Genomic DNA, 15,891 nt, shown 5'->3' with positions numbered 1-15,891 from the left:
CTCCCCAGGAATGAGCTTCGAGGCCGCGATCGCGCGCGCGCTGCCGGGGATCCCGCGCAGCGCCTCCCCCGTCGATCAGATCGCCTACGCCCGCGATCTCTGGCCGCGGCACCACCTCGCGGTGACGGAGGGCCGCATCGCCGAGCACCGGCCCGGGATGATCGTCTGGCCGTCCTCCGTGGAGGAGGTCGCCCAGGTGGTGCGCTTCTGCGCGGACGAGGGGCTCCCGCTGGTGCCCTTCGGGGCGGGCTCGGGCGTGTGCGGCGGCGTCTTGCCGGACGAGCGCACGGTCGTGCTCGACCTCAAGCGGCTCTCCCGCCGCCGCTCGCTCGACCGTCAGGCTCCGTCGGTCGAGGTCGAGGCCGGCGCGCTCGGCATCCGCTTCGAGGAGGAGCTCAACGCCGAGGGCTTCACGCTCGGCCATTTCCCGTCGTCCATCCTCTGCTCAACCGTGGGGGGCTGGGTCGCGGCGCGCAGCGCCGGCCAGTGCTCCGGGCTCTACGGCAAGATCGAGGACATGGTCGCGTCGCTCGAGTGCGTCGTCGGCCGCGGCGAGATCGTCCGCTTCGATCGGCGCGCGCGAGGCCCGGATCTCACGCCGCTCCTCATCGGCAGCGAGGGCGTGCTCGGCGTGGTCACCGCCGCGACGCTCCGGCTGCACCCGGCGCCGCCGGCGCGCGCGTTCGCCGCCTTCTCGTTCCCCAGCGTCGAGGCCGGATGGGACGCGATGCGGGCAATGTTCCAGGCCGGCCTCCGCCCGGCGGTCTCGCGGCTCTACGACCCGTTCGACTCCTTCATGGCCCGGCTCGGCGCCGTGCGCCGGCAGCGCGCCCACGCCGACGCAGCCGGTGAATCCTCCGAGGGAGCGGCCGCGCGGGGGCACAGCGCGCGCGGCCCTGGGGCAGGCGCCGCGGTGCTTCGCGGCCTGCTGCGCGCGCCGGGGCTCCTCAACCAGATCGTCGACGGCGTCGGGTCGCGCGTGCTCCGCGGCGCGACGCTCATCCTCATCTTCGAGGGCACCGCGCGCGCGAGCGCGGACGACCTCGCCCGCGCCGCGGCGATCGCGGAGCGCGGCGGGGCCAGGCCGCTCGGCGAGGAGCCCGCGCGCCACTGGCTCGCGCACCGCTACAGCGTGAGCTACCGCCAGGCGCCGGTGTTCATGGCCGGCGCGTTCAGCGACACCATGGAGGTCGCTGCGCCCTGGTCGCGCCTGGACGGGCTCTACCGCGCGGTGCGCGGCGCGCTCGGGCGCCACGTGTTCGTGATGGCTCACCTGTCCCACGCGTACCCGGACGGCTGCAGCATCTACTTCACGTTCGCTGGCAGCGCGCCGAGCGTCACGGCGGCCGAGGCGAAGTACGACGCGGCCTGGCGGGCGGCTCTCGACGCCGCGATCGACGCCGGCGGGACGCTCTCGCATCACCACGGGGTCGGCCGCAGCAAGGCGCCGCGGCTCGGCGCCGAGCTCGGCCTCGGCGCCGACGTCATCCATGCGCTCCGCGGCGTCTTCGACCCCGCCGGCGTCATGAACCCCGGCAACCTGCTCCCGCGCGAGCCGTCCTCTGCCGCGCGCCGCCCGCTGCCGCCGCCGCCCGCGGCGCCTGTGCTCGACGGCGACTCCATGCTCGTGCACGCCGCCGGCGCCGCTCGCCTCGGCGAGATCGAGCGCGCCCTCGAGCAGCGCGGCCTCACGCTGGCGATCGACTTCGGCGCGACCTCGCCCGAGCTGACGCTCGACGCGTGGATCGCGGCGGGCGCCCCCGGCGCCCCGGATCCGTGGAGCGATCCGGTCGACCACCTCGTTGCTGGGTTCACCGCGCGGCTCGCGTCCGGCGCCGAGCTCGCGGTGCGGCCCGCCCCGCGGCGCGCGGTGGGCCCGGATCTCTTCGCGCTGTTCCTCGGCGTGGGTGGGCGCGTCGGCGCCATCACGTCCGCGCACCTCCGTGCCCACGGCGCGTCGCGGCCCCGCGCCCTGCCGACCGCGCTGCCGCGGCAGCCGTCGCTCCGCGACGACGAGGCGGCGTGGCTCGACGCAGCGGTGAGCGCCGCCCGCAGCGTCCGCTGAGCGCGGTCGGCGCGGCGCTCGCTCGGAGCGCGGCCGGCGCGGCCGGCGTTCAGCCGGGAGGCCAGGCCATCGGCCTTCCACCCATCACGTGGACGTGGATGTGGAAGACCGTCTGGCCGGCGTTCACGCCGCTGTTCACCACGGTCCTGAAGCCGCTCTCCGCGATGCCGGTCAGCTCTGCCACCCGCCGCGCTGCGAGGAGCAGCCGGCCGAGGACGGCCTCGTCCTCGGGCGTGGCCTGGGCGATGCCCGCGATGTGGCGCTTCGGGATGACGAGCGCGTGCGTGGGCGCCTGCGGGTTCACGTCGTGGAAGGCGATGACGTGCTCGTCCTCGAACACGACCTTCGACGGGATCTCCTTGTTCGCGATCTTGCAGAAGATGCACATGGCCGCCTCCTACTCCTAGGGTGCTTGCGAGTCACGCCGCGCCCGGTCACGCGGCAGCGCCCTGGTCCCGGGGTCCGGCTCTCCCGGCTCCCCCTCGCCAGGGGACTCCAGCGCTCCGCCGGGCTTCCCCTCGGGCAGCAGCCGGGCGAGCGCGCGCTCGATCCGCGACGTGTCTGCCGGCTCGGGGAGGAGCTCATGCGGCAAGGCGGCGCCTGTCGCCGAGCTCGGCGCGACGTCCCCGCCGCCCGGCTGCTCGGCCCGAGGGACAGCCCCGCGCGCGACCGCGATGCGGAGCACCGCGAGCTCCAGGGGGTCGAGCGCTGCGGTGCGCTTCAACCCGAGCGACGGCACGTCGTAGGTGAGCAGCGCGCCGCCGCTCGCGGAGGGCGCGAGCCCGGCGCGGTCCGCGCCCGCGACCAGCTGCCTCACGATGCTCCTGAGCAGCGCCGCCCGCCGCCGCACCCGGCGCGCCTCCGGGTCGGCATACAGCGAGAAGAAGCGGTTTCGCGAGAAGGTCGACGGCGCCAGCACGAGCGCGACGAGCAGCGCCTCCAGATCGACGGGCGGCGCCCCCCTGTCGATGGGCGGCGCCCCCATCACGTGGCGGGCTCCAGCGCGGGCCCCGAGAGCCCGCCACGCCGCAGGAGCTCCGCCTGGCGATGCGTGCGCAGCGCGCCGATGAGCTCGTCGAGATCCCCCTCGATGATCTTGTCGAGCTTGTGCAGCGTGAGGCCGATCCGGTGATCCGTCACGCGGTTCTGCGGGAAGTTGTAGGTCCGCACCTTCTGCGCCCGCTCCCCCGTGCCGACCATGGTCCTTCGCTCGGCGCTCTGGGCCTCCTCCTGCCTGCGCTGCTCGAGCTCGAGCAGCCGGCTCCGGAGCACCTTCATCGCCTTCGCCTTGTTCTTCAGCTGGGAGCGCTCGTCCTGGCACTTCACGATCATGCCCGTCGGCAGGTGCTTGATCTGCACGGCGCTGTTCGTCGTGTTGACGCCCTGACCGCCGGGGCCGCCCGACGCGGCGATCGAGATCTCCAGGTCCTTCTCGTCGACGTGCACGTCGACCTCGTCGGCCTCGGGCAGCACGGCGACCGTCGCGGTCGAGGTGTGGATCCGCCCCTGCGTCTCCGTCGAGGGGACCCGCTGAACGCGGTGGACGCCGCCCTCGTACCGGAGGTGGGAGTAGACGTCCTGCCCCGTGATCAGCGCCGCGACCTCCTTGTAGCCGCCGGCGGAGGCCTCGCTCAGGTTGAGCACCTCGACCTTCCACCGCTTCGTCTCCGCGTAGCGGCAGAGCATGCGGAAGAGATCGGCGGCGAAGTGCGCCGCCTCCTCGCCGCCCTCGCCGCTGCGGATCTCGATCACGGTGTTTCGCGTGTCGTTGGGGTCCTTCGGCAGGAGGAGCACCTCGAGCTCGCCGGCGAGCCGCTCGCGCTCGAGCTCGAGCTCGGGCAGCTCCGCCTGGGCGAGCTCGGACAGGTCGGGATCGCTCAGCGCCTCGCGATCCTCGGCGATGCGCCGATCGACGTCTCGCAGCCGGGCGAAGGCGACGACCACGGGCTCGATCTCGGTCCGCTCGCGGTTGAGCCGCTGGAGCTCCGCCGGCGCAGAGAGCACCGCCGGGCTGCACATGAGGTGCTCGAGTTCCTGAAAGCGGCGCTGAACCGCCTCGAGTTTCGCGATAGGTAGCATCTGCAATCCGAAGACGACGCGGGGTTGGACGGCGGCGAGGGGCGCGGCGGAGCCGGCGCGCGCTAGCCGTGGGCGCCTGCGTAGCCGGGGTCGGCCAGCAGCTTGGAGTAGTCGGCGAACACCCGATCAGGCTGGACAGGAGCGGCCACCGAGGCCTCGCGCCAGAGCGTCGCACGGAGCGACGCGAGGGCGATCTCCAGCTGCGCATCGTCGGGCTCCGCCGTCGTGATCTTCTGGACCAGGAACCCCGGCCAGAGCAGCGCGCGGAGCGGGCCGGTGGTGCAATAACGCGCGAAGATCCGCTGGATCTCGAAGGTGACCGCGGCGATCAGCGGGAGGAACGGCAGCTTCATCAGGAAGAAGGTGATGCTCTCGACGAGCCGGCCACCGGGCAGCTTGGGCAGGAGCGCCCCGAGGGACGCCCCGGCCACCGAGAACACCACGATCGACACGAGCGCCACCATGACCAGGAACGTCGTCCCGCAGCGGGGGTGCATGGCCGTCTTCCGGCGCGCGTTCTCGACCTCGAGGACCTCGCGCGCCTCGTAGGTGGAGATCGCCTTGTGCTCGGCGCCGTGGTACTGGAAAACGCGTCGAACCTCGGGGATCTGGCGGATCAGGAGGAGGTAGCCGACGACGATGGCGAGCTTCGCCACGCCGGTGATCGCCTGGAACCCCGGCGACGTCACCTCGAGACCGAGGCCCAGGAGCTTGTTGACCAGCTCGGCGCCGGCCTGGGGCGCCGCCACGAAGAGCAGGACCGCGAAGAGGATCGGGATCATGCCCATCCCTCCTCCCCGCTTCTTCCCCTCTGCGCCGCCGCCCGGCGCGGGGGTGCCCGTGACCTGCGCGGGCTCCACGTCCTGCGCCGCGATCGCCGCCATGCTGAGCGCCAGGGAGGTGAGGTTCACCCCGCCCGCCTGCCCCGCGCTCGATCGCTTGGACTCCGGCCCCTTGGCCGAGCCCGCCTCCTCGGCCGAGAGATCTTGCTCGTAGAGGTCCGCGGACCAGCGGAGCGCCTGGGATCCCAGGCGGAGCGACTCGACGAGCGTCGCGACCCCCCGCACGAACGGCCAGGTGCGCGGCCCCTTCGCGACGGCGGTCATCGGCTGCTCGCGCACGACCAGCTCTCCCGAGCGGCGCCGGCAGACGATCGCGACCGAGCTCGGCGACCGCATCATGACCCCTTCGATGACCGCTTGGCCGCCGATATACGGACGTGCAGGCTGATCGCTCATACGCGTTCCAATCTAGCGCATAACACGGCCAGCGCATCGGCCCGACCGACCAGCGCCGCACAGGTGAATGTGCTGACGTCGTCCAGTCCGCGTCCGCATCCGCGGCGCGCGACGTCTCGGCCGCTCACGCTCCGCACAGGGAGCGAGCGAGCTCGGGGCGAACCCATCCATCCGCCACGCCCCGGGCGGGCGCGGCGTGACGGATGAATCCGGCAAAAGAAGGGATATCGGGGCGAGAGGGACGATCGGCCCGGCTACTTGCCTGCGGTCGCGTACTTCTTGCGGAAGCGGTCGACGCGGCCGGCGACGTCCATGATCTTGTGCTTGCCCGTGTAGAACGGGTGGCAGGCGGAGCAGACGTCGGTGGTGAAGCTGCCGCGGGTGGAGCGGGTCTCGACGACGGCGCCGCACGCGCAGGTGATCGTGGAGGCCTTGTACTCGGGGTGGATGCCGGGCTTCATGGTGAGTCCTTCGGGTGTTGCGAGGGAGGGCGCCTATAGCTCAGCGCGTCTTGGACCGCAAGAAGCCCCTCAGACGCGCCCGCTCTTCTATCTCCAGGATCCAGCTCTCATCCGGCCCGCTCGGCATCGTTTGCACGAGTTTGCGCGGATTTGCGTGAGGCAGCGCAGCGAGGCGGCCCTGGCGCTGCCGGTAGAGCCCGCCGCGCTGCCCCCAGGAGCGAGGCCCCCGGCTCGAGACGCTGGCGGTGCGAAGCGCGGACCCCTTAGGTGCGGCGCGACCGGGCTCCGGTCAAGGTCCGGACAGAGCGCCGGCCCGCTCGCACGGCAATTGCTAGAGGCGGCGTTGACGCTCGGGCGCACATGGTTAGCTTCGCGGTCGCGAGCCAGCGAGCTCGCGAAAACTCGGCGAAAGTATCCGGATTCCCAGCGGTTTTTGACGGCTCTGGAGCGGTGGCTCGCGGCAGCTGTCAGCTGAGCCCTGCTGGCCGGTCGGGTCTTCTCGCTCCCCGTGGTCATCAGGCCGTCGCGCAAACAGTTCTCGGAGGGTTCAACGTCATGGGCAAGATCATCGGCATCGATCTCGGCACGACCAACAGCGTCGTCGCGGTGATGGAGGGCAAAGAGCCCAAGGTCATCGTGAATGAGGAGGGCTCACGCCTCACGCCGTCCGTCGTCGCCTGGGATGACAAGGGCGAGGTGCTCGTCGGACAGATCGCCAAGCGCCAGGCGGTCACGAACCCCACCAACACGATCTACTCGGCCAAGCGCTTCATGGGTCGCCGCTTCGAGGAGGTGCAGGAAGAGGCGAAGCGCGTCCCGTACACGGTCAGCAAGGGCAAGAACAGCGACGCCTCGATCGCGGTGCGCGGCAAGCAGGCGTCGCCCCCTGAGATCTCCGCGAAGGTCCTCCAGAAGCTGAAGAAGGCCGCGGAGGACTACCTCGGCGAAAAGGTGACCGAGGCCGTCATCACCGTGCCGGCGTACTTCAACGACTCGCAGCGCCAGGCGACCAAGGACGCGGGCCGCATCGCCGGGCTCGACGTGAAGCGTATCGTCAACGAGCCCACGGCCGCCGCGCTCGCGTACGGTCTCGACAAGAAGAACGAGCAGGTCATCGCCGTCTACGACTTCGGCGGCGGCACGTTCGACATCTCGATCCTCGAGGTCGGCGACAACGTCGTGCAGGTCATCTCGACCAACGGCGACACCCACCTCGGCGGCGACGACGTCGACCACCTCGTGATGGACTGGCTCGCGGCCGAGTTCAAGAAGGACACCGGCATCGACGTCTCGAACGACAAGATGGTCGTGCAGCGGCTCAAGGACGCCGCGGAGCAGGCGAAGATCGAGCTGTCGAACGTGCAGGAGACGACGATCAACCTGCCGTTCTTGACCGCGGACGCCTCGGGGCCGAAGCACCTCCAGAAGCAGCTCACCCGGGCGAAGCTCGAGCAGATGATCCGGCCGCTCATCGACCGCACGCTCGAGCCGACCCGCAAGGCGCTCGCCGACGCGAAGAAGTCGCCACAGCAGATCGACGAGATCGTCCTCGTCGGCGGCTCGACCCGCATCCCGCTCGTCCAGGAGACGGTCAAGAAGTTCTTCGGCAAAGAGCCCCACAAGGGCGTGAACCCGGACGAGGTCGTGGCCGTCGGCGCCGCGGTCCAGGCGGGCGTGCTCTCGGGCGACGTGAAGGACCTCGTGCTGCTCGACGTCACGCCGCTCTCGCTCGGCGTCGAGACGCTCGGCGGCGTGATGACGGTGATGATCTCGAGGAACACCACGATCCCGACGCAGAAGAAGGAGATCTTCTCGACCGCGACCGACAGCCAACCCAGCGTCGAGGTCCACGTGCTCCAGGGCGAGCGCACCGAGGCCCGCTACAACCGGACCCTGGGCCGCTTCCACCTGGAAGGGATCATGCCGGCGCCCCGCGGCGTGCCGAAGATCGAGGTGACGTTCGACATCGACGCGAACGGCATCCTCTCGGTGCACGCCAAGGACACGGCCACCGGCAAGGACCAGCGCATCACGATCACCGCGTCGGGCGGCCTGAAGGAGGACGAGATCAACCGGATGGTCAACGAGGCGGCGACGCACGAGGCCGAGGACAAGCGCCGGCGCGAGGAGATCGAGCGGCGCAACAAGCTCGATAACCTCTGCTACACGCTGGAGAAGACGATCAGCGAGAACAAGGACAAGCTGCCGGAGGGCGACGTCTCGGCGCTGAACGGGATCATCGCCGAGGGGCGGTCGGCCATCGAGAAGCAGGACGACGCGGCCGTGAGCGCAGCGCTGGAGAAGCTCGAGAAGGAAGCGCACCGCATCGCGAGCGTCATGTACGAGAAGGCCGGCCCGCCCCAGGACGGAGGCGGCGCCGCGCCGGGCGGCGCGCCGGGAGGCCAGCCGCCGCCCCCCGCCGGCGGCAAGGGGAAGGATTCGGTCATCGACGCGGAGTTCGAAGAGTCGAACTGACGGATCGCCGCGAGGAGCCCGCTCCTCGACGGTGTGCGACGAGCGCGGATTCCTCCGCGCGCGTTCGCCAAGCGCCAAACGCAACGAGCGCGGAGGAATCCGCGCTCGTTCGCATTTGCAGCGACCCCCGCGCAGGAGGCGGCGCATCAACCGTCGCCTGCGCGGCGCGCTCCTTGGGCGTCGACTCGGATGTCCGGGAGCCGTATAACCGGCGCTCATGCGAACCCTCCTGCCGATCGCCCCTCTGGTCCTGATGGCCGGTTCCCTCGCCTGCGGGCCGTCCCCCGCGCCCGTCGCGCCGACAGCAGGACAAAGCGAGGTCAAGGCCGGACCTGCCCAGGTCGCCGTCAGCCCGGCGTTCGATCTATCCCCCGTCGCCGAGCCGGCCGACGTCGTGGGCGTGCTCCGCTGGAGCAACCCCGCGGCGACGCTGTCGAGCATCGCGACGTGCGCGGGGCTGCCTCCGGCGCTCGCGGAGACGGGCGCGCAGGCGTTCTCCTCGGGTGTGCTGAGCGAGCTCGTGAGCCCTTCCATCGACACGGACCAGCTCGCCACGGTGCTCGCGCTCGACGCGCCGGTGCACCTGATCGTCGCGCTCGATGACAGCTCGAAGCGGGGCAAGCCCGTCGCGGCCGTGTCGTTCGGGCTCACGTCGCTCGAGCGGGCGAGGGGCGCGCTCGAGGCAGGCGCCTCCCTCACCGAGGTGAAGCCCGGCATGTGGAAGATCGGCGGCAAGGAGCCCTCGTCATCGAGCTGCTTCCTCGCCGCGTCCGCCGGCTCGGCGCCCGCGCGGCTCCTCTGCGGCGATCGGGACCGCGACGTGACGGCGCTCGGGCCGTACCTCGCGCGGACGCTGCCGACGCTCGCGCCCGAGGCGCGCGATCTCCACGGCGAGGTCCGCTTCGTCCCGCTCAGCGCGAAGTTCGGCGGCATGGCGAAGCAGCAGCTCGGCGGGCTCCCGATCCTCGCGCAGAGCCAGCTCTCGATCGGGCAGCCCCAGTTCGACCGGGCGCTCACCGACGCGGCGACCGGCGTCCAGCAGGAGCTCGAGGCGCTCATCAACGACGCGAGCAAGGCGGTCGTCGATCTCCAGGTCGACAACCAGTCCTGCGTGAACTTCACGGCTGCCCTGGAGCTCCGGGGCCAGTCGTCGTGGGTCGCCAAGACGATGGCCGACAGGGCGAACCGCGCCGCGGCCGCGCCGACGCTGTACTGGCGCGCGCCGAAGGACAGCGCCGGCGCGTTCTTCGACCACGGCTACGACCCGGCGCACTACGGCGGCATCCTGAAGACGCTGCGCGAGATGCTCGAAGGGTGGCTGGAGAAGGAGAAGATCGGCAAGCCTGCCGATCGCAAGGCGCTCGCCGACCTCCTCTCGCTGCCGATCAACCAGGGGCCGAGCGTGTCCGCCCACGGGTATCCGGACGCGCCTCCTGCCGCTGCCCAGGCCGGGAAGCCGACGCCGAACGAGGTGCTCGACAAGGTGATGGGGGGCTTCGTCGGCTGGAACCTGTTCGGGTTCGAGGAGACGCCCGACGCGCTCATCAAGTACGTGAAGAACGCCGTCACCGCCTACAACACGCCCGGGCTGCGCAAGCGGCTCCCGGAGATCGACATCGATCCGAAGGATCTGCCGACGGTCAAGACGGTTCAGGCGCCGAAGGAGCTCGGGAAGTCGTCGCTCGCCGTCGAGATCCAGATCGTCCACGATCTCCCGCCGCTCGACGGCGACGCGAGCTCGACCCCCGCCGCCAAGGGCAAGCAGAAGCCCAAGCTGACGATGACGCTCCACCTCCTCGTCATGGGTGAGGAGAAGACGACGTGGGTCGCCTTCGGAAACGACAAGGGCGACCTGCTGAGGCGGCTCGCCACGGTGAAAGCGGGCGCGCCCGCCGCAGCGACGCTCGCGTCACGTCCGGGGCTCGAGAAGCTGAAGACCGGGAAGTTCGCCTGGGGTGGATTCTCGACGCTCGCCCCGATCACCCGCACGTTTCAGAGCGTGCTCTCGACGCTGGATCAGCCCGGCGCGGCGCCGGTGACGCTGCCTCGGGAGGCTCGAATCTTCGGCGACGCGCTGGCAAAGCTCCCCCACAAAGGGGAAGGGCTGATGTTCGTCACGACCCAGCAGCAGGGCGGCGCCGCGCCGCGGGCCGAGATCTCGATCAACGTGTCGAAGCCCGTGCTCGAGGACATCGGCGCGCTCGTCGCGGCAGGGCTTCGAATGGCCGGCATCACGAAGCCATAGGCTCGTGGATGCGCTATCACCACAGCCAGTAACCTGGCGCGGCTGCTCCTGCTCGGTCGTGTTCCCTGGTCACCGCGCCTCGCGCGTGCTTCGTCCGCCCACGTTCAAGATCGGTACGCGAATTGCCACCGAAAAGATGAGAGGAAACAATGAACAACCGTGAAGGTGCGAGTCGCGACGGAATGAGCCCGGCGCGGCCGGAGACGTCCGCCACGACGGCAGCCGCCATGCCGAGGCCGCCCGTGCGCCGCGCGGCGCCCGAAACGGACGACTCCGATCTGCCGGATCTGACGCCGGAGCAGCTTGACGAGCTCAAGCAGGCGCTCGAGGAGCGCCGGGCGAGCCTCGTCGCCAACATCGATGAGCGGCAGCACGCAGAGCGCGACATCTCGCGCGAGGTGGGCGACGAGATGGACGAGGCCAACGCCGAGGGCGCGACGTCGCTGACGTCGAAGCTCCTGGAGCGCGATGTCCGCGTGCTCGCCGAGATCGACCGTGCTCTCGCAAAGATAAAGGAGGGGAGCTACGGGATGTGCGAGGGCACCGGCGAGCCTATCGGTTACCGCCGCCTCAAGCTGCGTCCCTGGGCGCGCTACAGCGTCGCCTACCAGGAGCAGATCGAGCGCGAAGAACGGACCGGCGGCGGCTCCTGATCGCTCCCCGCCACCAGACACCGCACGTCCCTCCCCGCCAGCGCGGGCGAGAGACGTGCGGCCTGCGTTAACGGAAGCGCATGTCCAGAGGAGCGCTCGAGCTCGTGCCGAGCGCTCTGGTCCACGCGATCACACGCGCCGAGCAGGACACGCGCGAGGAGGCACCTCAGCCGCCCATCCGCTGGATGAACGGGACGATGCGCTCGACGAAGGGCTGCTTGTGATAGCGGTCGAACTCCGCCCAGGTGCAGAGCGTCCGCGGATCCTTCACGCGATCGACGAAGAGCATGCCGTCGACGTGATCCTTCTCGTGCTGGAAGGTGCCCGCCGACAGCCCGCGCACGACGCGGTCGATCGGCCTCCCGTCGCGATCTAGGCCGGTGAGCCGAATCTCGGTAAAGCGGTCGACAACCCCCCTCAGGTTCGGGACGCTCAGGCACCCTTCGTAGTTCTCGAACGTCTCCTGCGTGAGCGGCTCGATCACCGGATTGACCACGACGGTGAGCGGGATGTTCGGTTTGTACGGATAACGAGGGTTGTTCTGCACCTCGACGGCGAAGATGCGCACCGGCACATGGACCTGAGTGGCGGCGATGCCCGCGCCGTTCGCGTCGCGCATCGTCTCCACCAGATCGTCGATGAACGCCTGCATCGCAGGGGAGGAGAGCTCTTCTGGCGTGACCTCACGCGCTCGCTGCCTGAGGACAGGGTTGCCAATGTGGGCGATTTTCAGGAGCGTCACGCGGCGATCCTACCATGGACGCGCGCCGTCGGCCTGGCCGGCCATGGCGGCGCGCTGGCGCCGGTCCATGCGGCGCGCGGCGGCGTCAGCTATGGAGACGGGGCATGCACTACTTCCCTGACGAGCCTTGCGTCCCCGAGCAGCAGCAGGCGACCGCCGTCATGCACCTCCGCTTCGAGGACGTCAGCCAGAACGGACGGGTGATGCTGGACGCGCTGCCGCACGGCCTCGGGCCCGCGGTATGGGTGAAGCTCCTGCGGGCGAGCCCCGTCGAGGCGCTCATGCTCACGCAAGGGATCGTCCCGATCCTCACCCGCCTCATCATCGAGGGCGGAGAGGGGCCGATCGCGACGCGGGAGCCGCTGCAGCTGCAGGGCCGCTACCAGCTGGCGCACACGGAGGACGCCACCTCCCAGGTGAACCGCCTGATCCTGGCCATGTGGCTCTCGGCCAGCGGGCGCCGCAGCCAGACCTACGGCCCACCGCCGCCCGGCGCGGGCGAGCCGATCCAGGTCGGTCGCGTGTTCGCGGAGCACGTCTTCACGCGGCCCTTCGCGGCGCCCGAGGCGCGCAAGGTGCTGCGCTTCGAGTCCCCGGACCTGCCGGCGGTGCCGCCCGAGCGCTACGACTTTCGCTCGCCGGAGGCGTTGATGGGCCTACCCGAGGGCGCGGAGCCGCTCGACGCGAAGCCGACCCTGGATCCGATCCCCGTGGCGTTCGGCCTGGATCACACGGACGGGAACCAGCACGTGAACTCGCTCGTGTACCCGCGGCTCTTCGCGGAGGCCGCGCTGAGACGTCTCTCGGCGCAAGGCCGCAGCACGGCGGTGCTCGCCCGGCGGGTGGAGATCGCCTACCGCAAGCCGTGCTTCGCAGGCACGCAGGCGAGGATCATGCTGCGCACGTTCACCCTCGGCGGCGCGCTCGGCGCGCTCGGCGCGTTCGTGCCGGACTCGCCGGAAGACGCCGCCAGCGCAGCCCCTGGCGCGCGCGCAACCTGCTACATCCGCACGCTGTTCCAGGGCTGAGCCGGCGCGAACGCGAAGACGGCGCGCCCTCTGGAAGGACCGGCGTTCCAGGTCGGCGCCGCGCGCAGCGGCGCGCGCGATGACCGGCCCGCTACGCGCTCACCGCGCGGGGAAGGCCGGCGCGATCGGCGATCTCATCGTGGAAGGCGCGGAACGTCGACTCCTGGGGCCATGGGGGGGCGTCGGCGAGGAGCTCCTCGACGCGGGTGAGCTCGCCCTCGTCGATGGCGACGACGGCCGCGGCGTAGCGCATGGCCCAGAAGACGAGCGGGCTGGCCTCGCTCGCGCGCTCCAGCAGCGCGCGGTCGCCCGGCACGCTCGTGTGGGCAAAGGCGCGGGCGAGCGCGCCGGCTGCCGACCGCAGGGTGACCACCCGGCTGCGAAAAGGCGAGCTGATGTCCGGGAGAGGGAGGCGCTCCAGGCGACCCGCCTGCGCGAGCGCCGTGTCGCGATCGCCCTCGAAGGTGCAGAGGAGCGTGTCGAGGAAGAGGCGGTGCTCGAGGGCCGCTTCCCACGCGGGCCCCCGCTCGGCGGCGGCCATGGCCGCGCGCGCCTTCTCGACCCAACCATAGGCCGCGAACGCCGTCGCCGTCATGAGCGGAGCCATCGTGGCGGGGTGCGGGATGCGGTGAAGCGACGACGACCAGCGCTGCAGCACCGAGCCCACATCGCCCGAGCGCAGCAGCCGGCGCAGCTTGCGGCGCGCGAGCCAGCGGGCCGCGGCGAACGCGAGAACCACGCTGAGCACCGCCCCCATGATCACCGGCTGCTGCCAGGCGAACCGGAGCGCGGCCGCTGCCAGCGCTGCGGAGCCGATGAAGAGAAGCACCGGAGTCAGCCGGCTGCCCCGTCCCTCGTCCTCGGAATCGAACGGATTCACGACACCTCCAAGCGTACGGGGCTTCCTGAACGAGGCAAGTCCCGGCCGATGCCGCTCCAGGTCGATCGCTCCGCGCTCACACCACCACCCTTTGCACACCCCGATCGCACCCCGCTCCCGCCCACACCTCACGCGCACCGCGCTCACACCCCGATGGCTCCGAGGAGGGAACTAGACGTGGGCGACGTAGGCGACGTGGGCGGCGCGCGCGGCGCTGCGTTCGCGAGGGAGCCGAGACGCCATGGCCACGAAGCGCCGCCGCACGCGCCGTGGGGCTCGACATGGGGACGAGGTTCGACTACGAAGTCCCTGCGTCAGGCGAAAGCGCCTGAACCTCATGGGTCCGCCGACAGCGCGCCGTGAACCCCGCCAGGCCCGGAAGGGAGCAACGGTAGCGGAAAGCGAGTGTGGCGGGCCCACTTACTTTTTGTCGGTCCAGTTGTGGGCCCGACGCGCTCCTGCGCTCACCTGGGGGCGCGGTCCCAGAGCCGGGTCGTCGCCGCGCTGATGCAGGCCTCAAGGGGCGTCGAGCGCCGCCGGCGCGAGTGGCGCGACGGGCACGGAGAACAGCGCCTCCGGGCTCGTCACGATGCGCGGGACATCCGCGTCGCGCAACGGGCTGACGCCGTCAGCGGGCAGACGCTGCTGCACGATGCCCGCCGCTTCGTCGCCACCCTCCAGCGTCACGGCGGAGAGGCGGCTGTCCAGACCGACACCGCCGTCGATGAGCACGCTCGCGCGGCGGGACGGGTTGATGGAGGGGTTGAGAGACTCGAGCCCGTTGCCGCTCAGGACGAGCCCGAAGATCGCGGCCTGCGCGCGCTCCTGCCAGCTCACGCCGTCGCCCACGACCTCCTGGGTGAACCCGCCGTCCGCGCTCACCACCGCCGAGTCGGCGAAGGTCCCGGCGATGCGCATGCCGTCGATGATGATGCCGCGCGCGTCGCCGCTCATCCCCAGGCCGATGGCCCGGTTCTTCTCGAGGAGGCCTCCCGTCAGCTGGACGGTCTGCTCCGGCGTCGTGTTCTGGATCCAGATGCCAGGCTGGTTGCCGCTCACCTCGAAGCCCTCGCCGCTCTCGCCGAGGGCTGCGTTCGATCGATCGATCAGGAGACCGAACCCGGTGTTGTCGGCGCTCTTGAGAGCGACCGCGTCGAGGGTCGAGCAGCCGGACACGGAGATGCCGCCGCTCGGTTCGAACCCGCTCAGGCCATTGCCGCTGACCTCGACGCCAGACATCGTGGCGCGCACGCCGACGAGCGACACGCCGACCACCTTGCTGTCGTGGACGAGCGCGTCCTCGACGTGGAGCTCCACCGGCGCCTCGCAGTCACAGCCGCCGGAGCACTGCGCCCACAGCCCCGGCCCCTGCGAGCCCGAGACGACGGACCGCACGACGGAGACGCGGCCGGCGTCGAACGCGCTCAGGCCGTACCGCGCGGAGCCCTCGATCGCAGACGCGACGAGGTCAAGCGACGCGCCAAGGCCGAGCGTCACGCCGTCGGACGCGCTGCCGACGACACGCACCCCCTCGATCCGCGCCCGCGCGCCAGCCGCGATCCGCACGCCGCCCTCACCGACCGTCAGGCCCCGGAGGACGGCGCTGTCGCCGGCCGCAAGCGAGACCGCCGCGACGCTCACGGAGCCAGCGCCACGGCCGAGGAGGCTCACGCCGGAGGGCAGATCGATCGGGCCGTAGGCGCCAGGGCCGAGCGCGAGGCACGCCCCGGGTCGAGCGGCCTCAGCGGCCTGCGAGAGCGAGGCGGCGCTGGAGACCTCGACGATCTCGGCGCAATCGACCGAAGCGGCGCAGAAGTCGCTGTCGCAGAGCGCGCCCGCGGGGACACCGATGCACGCGCCAGACGCCGCGCGCGCGCCCGGGCATCCGCCCGGCGCTGCGGGATCCGACGCGCACCCGAGCGCCGCTGAGCCGAGCGCGGCCGCGGCGGTCAGAACGAGAGCTGCCTGATTCCAAGCCTTGATCATGACGAACGTCTCCTGCGCGGCACGTCGCGCTACCTGACG

Annotated in this window: 13 protein-coding genes and 1 other RNA gene; 6 read left to right on the top strand and 8 right to left on the bottom strand. The window is 71.2% G+C overall.

Going from position 1 to position 15,891, the window contains the following annotated elements; translation table 11 throughout:
* Positions 1-10: 10 nt before the first annotated feature.
* Positions 11-2,065, top strand: a complete 2,055-nt coding sequence (locus tag WME79_RS49000) for an FAD-binding protein (protein WP_437529959.1) — start codon at positions 11-13, stop codon at positions 2,063-2,065.
* Between the two features lie 49 nt (positions 2,066-2,114).
* Here WME79_RS49000 and WME79_RS48995 read toward each other — a convergent pair whose 3' ends face one another.
* The 5 genes from WME79_RS48995 to rpmE all read right to left on the bottom strand — a co-directional run bounded on the left by WME79_RS48995 (position 2,115) and on the right by rpmE (position 5,843).
* On the bottom strand, positions 2,115-2,453 hold the full coding sequence (locus tag WME79_RS48995; protein WP_437529956.1) for a histidine triad nucleotide-binding protein: 339 nt from the start codon (positions 2,451-2,453) through the stop codon (positions 2,115-2,117).
* A 15-nt stretch (positions 2,454-2,468) separates the two neighbouring features.
* Positions 2,469-3,050 (bottom strand): hypothetical protein, encoded by a 582-nt coding sequence (locus WME79_RS48990; RefSeq protein WP_437529954.1) that lies wholly within the window; start codon positions 3,048-3,050, stop codon positions 2,469-2,471.
* Positions 3,050-4,144, bottom strand: coding sequence for a peptide chain release factor 1 (gene prfA, locus WME79_RS48985; RefSeq protein WP_437529951.1), 1,095 nt, complete (start codon positions 4,142-4,144; stop codon positions 3,050-3,052). Before prfA ends, WME79_RS48990 begins: the two co-directional genes overlap by 1 nt.
* A 62-nt stretch (positions 4,145-4,206) precedes the next feature.
* Entirely contained in the window at positions 4,207-5,382 is a 1,176-nt protein-coding gene (locus WME79_RS48980; RefSeq protein WP_437529947.1) for a DUF1385 domain-containing protein, read from the bottom strand.
* Between the two features lie 254 nt (positions 5,383-5,636).
* Positions 5,637-5,843, bottom strand: a complete 207-nt coding sequence (gene rpmE / locus WME79_RS48975) for a 50S ribosomal protein L31 (protein WP_012241637.1) — start codon at positions 5,841-5,843, stop codon at positions 5,637-5,639.
* Between the two features lie 555 nt (positions 5,844-6,398).
* Between rpmE and dnaK the strand changes: the two genes are divergently transcribed.
* The 3 genes from dnaK to WME79_RS48960 all read left to right on the top strand — a co-directional run bounded on the left by dnaK (position 6,399) and on the right by WME79_RS48960 (position 11,216).
* The gene (dnaK, locus tag WME79_RS48970) at positions 6,399-8,318 is read left to right on the top strand and encodes a molecular chaperone DnaK (RefSeq protein WP_437529943.1); all 1,920 of its coding nucleotides are present in this window, start codon (positions 6,399-6,401) and stop codon (positions 8,316-8,318) included.
* A 217-nt stretch (positions 8,319-8,535) separates the two neighbouring features.
* On the top strand, positions 8,536-10,563 hold the full coding sequence (locus WME79_RS48965) for a hypothetical protein (RefSeq protein ID WP_437529941.1): 2,028 nt from the start codon (positions 8,536-8,538) through the stop codon (positions 10,561-10,563).
* A gap of 149 nt (positions 10,564-10,712) precedes the next feature.
* Entirely contained in the window at positions 10,713-11,216 is a 504-nt protein-coding gene (locus tag WME79_RS48960; protein WP_437529938.1) for a TraR/DksA family transcriptional regulator, read from the top strand.
* 166 nt (positions 11,217-11,382) lie between these two features.
* Here the strand turns inward: WME79_RS48960 and def are convergent, their stop codons facing one another.
* A complete protein-coding gene (def, locus tag WME79_RS48955; RefSeq protein WP_437529935.1) occupies positions 11,383-11,958 on the bottom strand; it encodes a peptide deformylase in 576 nt (191 codons plus the stop codon).
* A 104-nt stretch (positions 11,959-12,062) separates the two neighbouring features.
* Between def and WME79_RS48950 the strand changes: the two genes are divergently transcribed.
* Positions 12,063-12,986, top strand: coding sequence for a hypothetical protein (locus tag WME79_RS48950; RefSeq protein WP_437529932.1), 924 nt, complete (start codon positions 12,063-12,065; stop codon positions 12,984-12,986).
* A gap of 91 nt (positions 12,987-13,077) precedes the next feature.
* Here WME79_RS48950 and WME79_RS48945 read toward each other — a convergent pair whose 3' ends face one another.
* Positions 13,078-13,866, bottom strand: a complete 789-nt coding sequence (locus tag WME79_RS48945) for a hypothetical protein (RefSeq protein WP_437529930.1) — start codon at positions 13,864-13,866, stop codon at positions 13,078-13,080.
* A gap of 335 nt (positions 13,867-14,201) precedes the next feature.
* On the opposite strand from WME79_RS48945, the gene ffs reads away from it, so the two are divergent.
* Positions 14,202-14,291, top strand: an RNA gene (ffs, locus tag WME79_RS48940) — signal recognition particle sRNA small type.
* 91 nt (positions 14,292-14,382) lie between these two features.
* Here the strand turns inward: ffs and WME79_RS48935 are convergent.
* Positions 14,383-15,852: a hypothetical protein gene (locus WME79_RS48935; RefSeq protein WP_437529928.1), complete on the bottom strand. Its 1,470-nt coding sequence runs from the start codon at positions 15,850-15,852 to the stop codon at positions 14,383-14,385.
* Positions 15,853-15,891: the final 39 nt, after the last annotated feature.

Origin of the sequence: Sorangium sp. So ce726 (genome assembly GCF_051521405.1) — a bacterium.
GTDB lineage: Bacteria > Myxococcota_A > Polyangia > Polyangiales > Polyangiaceae > Sorangium.
Note: the sequence above shows the minus strand (reverse complement) of the source record. Positions and strands in the feature narration are given on the sequence as shown.

Coding starts and splice junctions, on each gene's coding strand:
- WME79_RS49000 (WP_437529959.1), top strand. CDS start 11: ATGAGCTTCGAGGCCGCGATCGCGCGCGCGCTGCCGGGGATCCCGCGC.
- WME79_RS48995 (WP_437529956.1), bottom strand. CDS start 2,453: ATGTGCATCTTCTGCAAGATCGCGAACAAGGAGATCCCGTCGAAGGTC.
- WME79_RS48990 (WP_437529954.1), bottom strand. CDS start 3,050: ATGGGGGCGCCGCCCATCGACAGGGGGGCGCCGCCCGTCGATCTGGAG.
- prfA (WP_437529951.1), bottom strand. CDS start 4,144: ATGCTACCTATCGCGAAACTCGAGGCGGTTCAGCGCCGCTTTCAGGAA.
- WME79_RS48980 (WP_437529947.1), bottom strand. CDS start 5,382: ATGAGCGATCAGCCTGCACGTCCGTATATCGGCGGCCAAGCGGTCATC.
- rpmE (WP_012241637.1), bottom strand. CDS start 5,843: ATGAAGCCCGGCATCCACCCCGAGTACAAGGCCTCCACGATCACCTGC.
- dnaK (WP_437529943.1), top strand. CDS start 6,399: ATGGGCAAGATCATCGGCATCGATCTCGGCACGACCAACAGCGTCGTC.
- WME79_RS48965 (WP_437529941.1), top strand. CDS start 8,536: ATGCGAACCCTCCTGCCGATCGCCCCTCTGGTCCTGATGGCCGGTTCC.
- WME79_RS48960 (WP_437529938.1), top strand. CDS start 10,713: ATGAACAACCGTGAAGGTGCGAGTCGCGACGGAATGAGCCCGGCGCGG.
- WME79_RS48950 (WP_437529932.1), top strand. CDS start 12,063: ATGCACTACTTCCCTGACGAGCCTTGCGTCCCCGAGCAGCAGCAGGCG.
- WME79_RS48935 (WP_437529928.1), bottom strand. CDS start 15,852: ATGATCAAGGCTTGGAATCAGGCAGCTCTCGTTCTGACCGCCGCGGCC.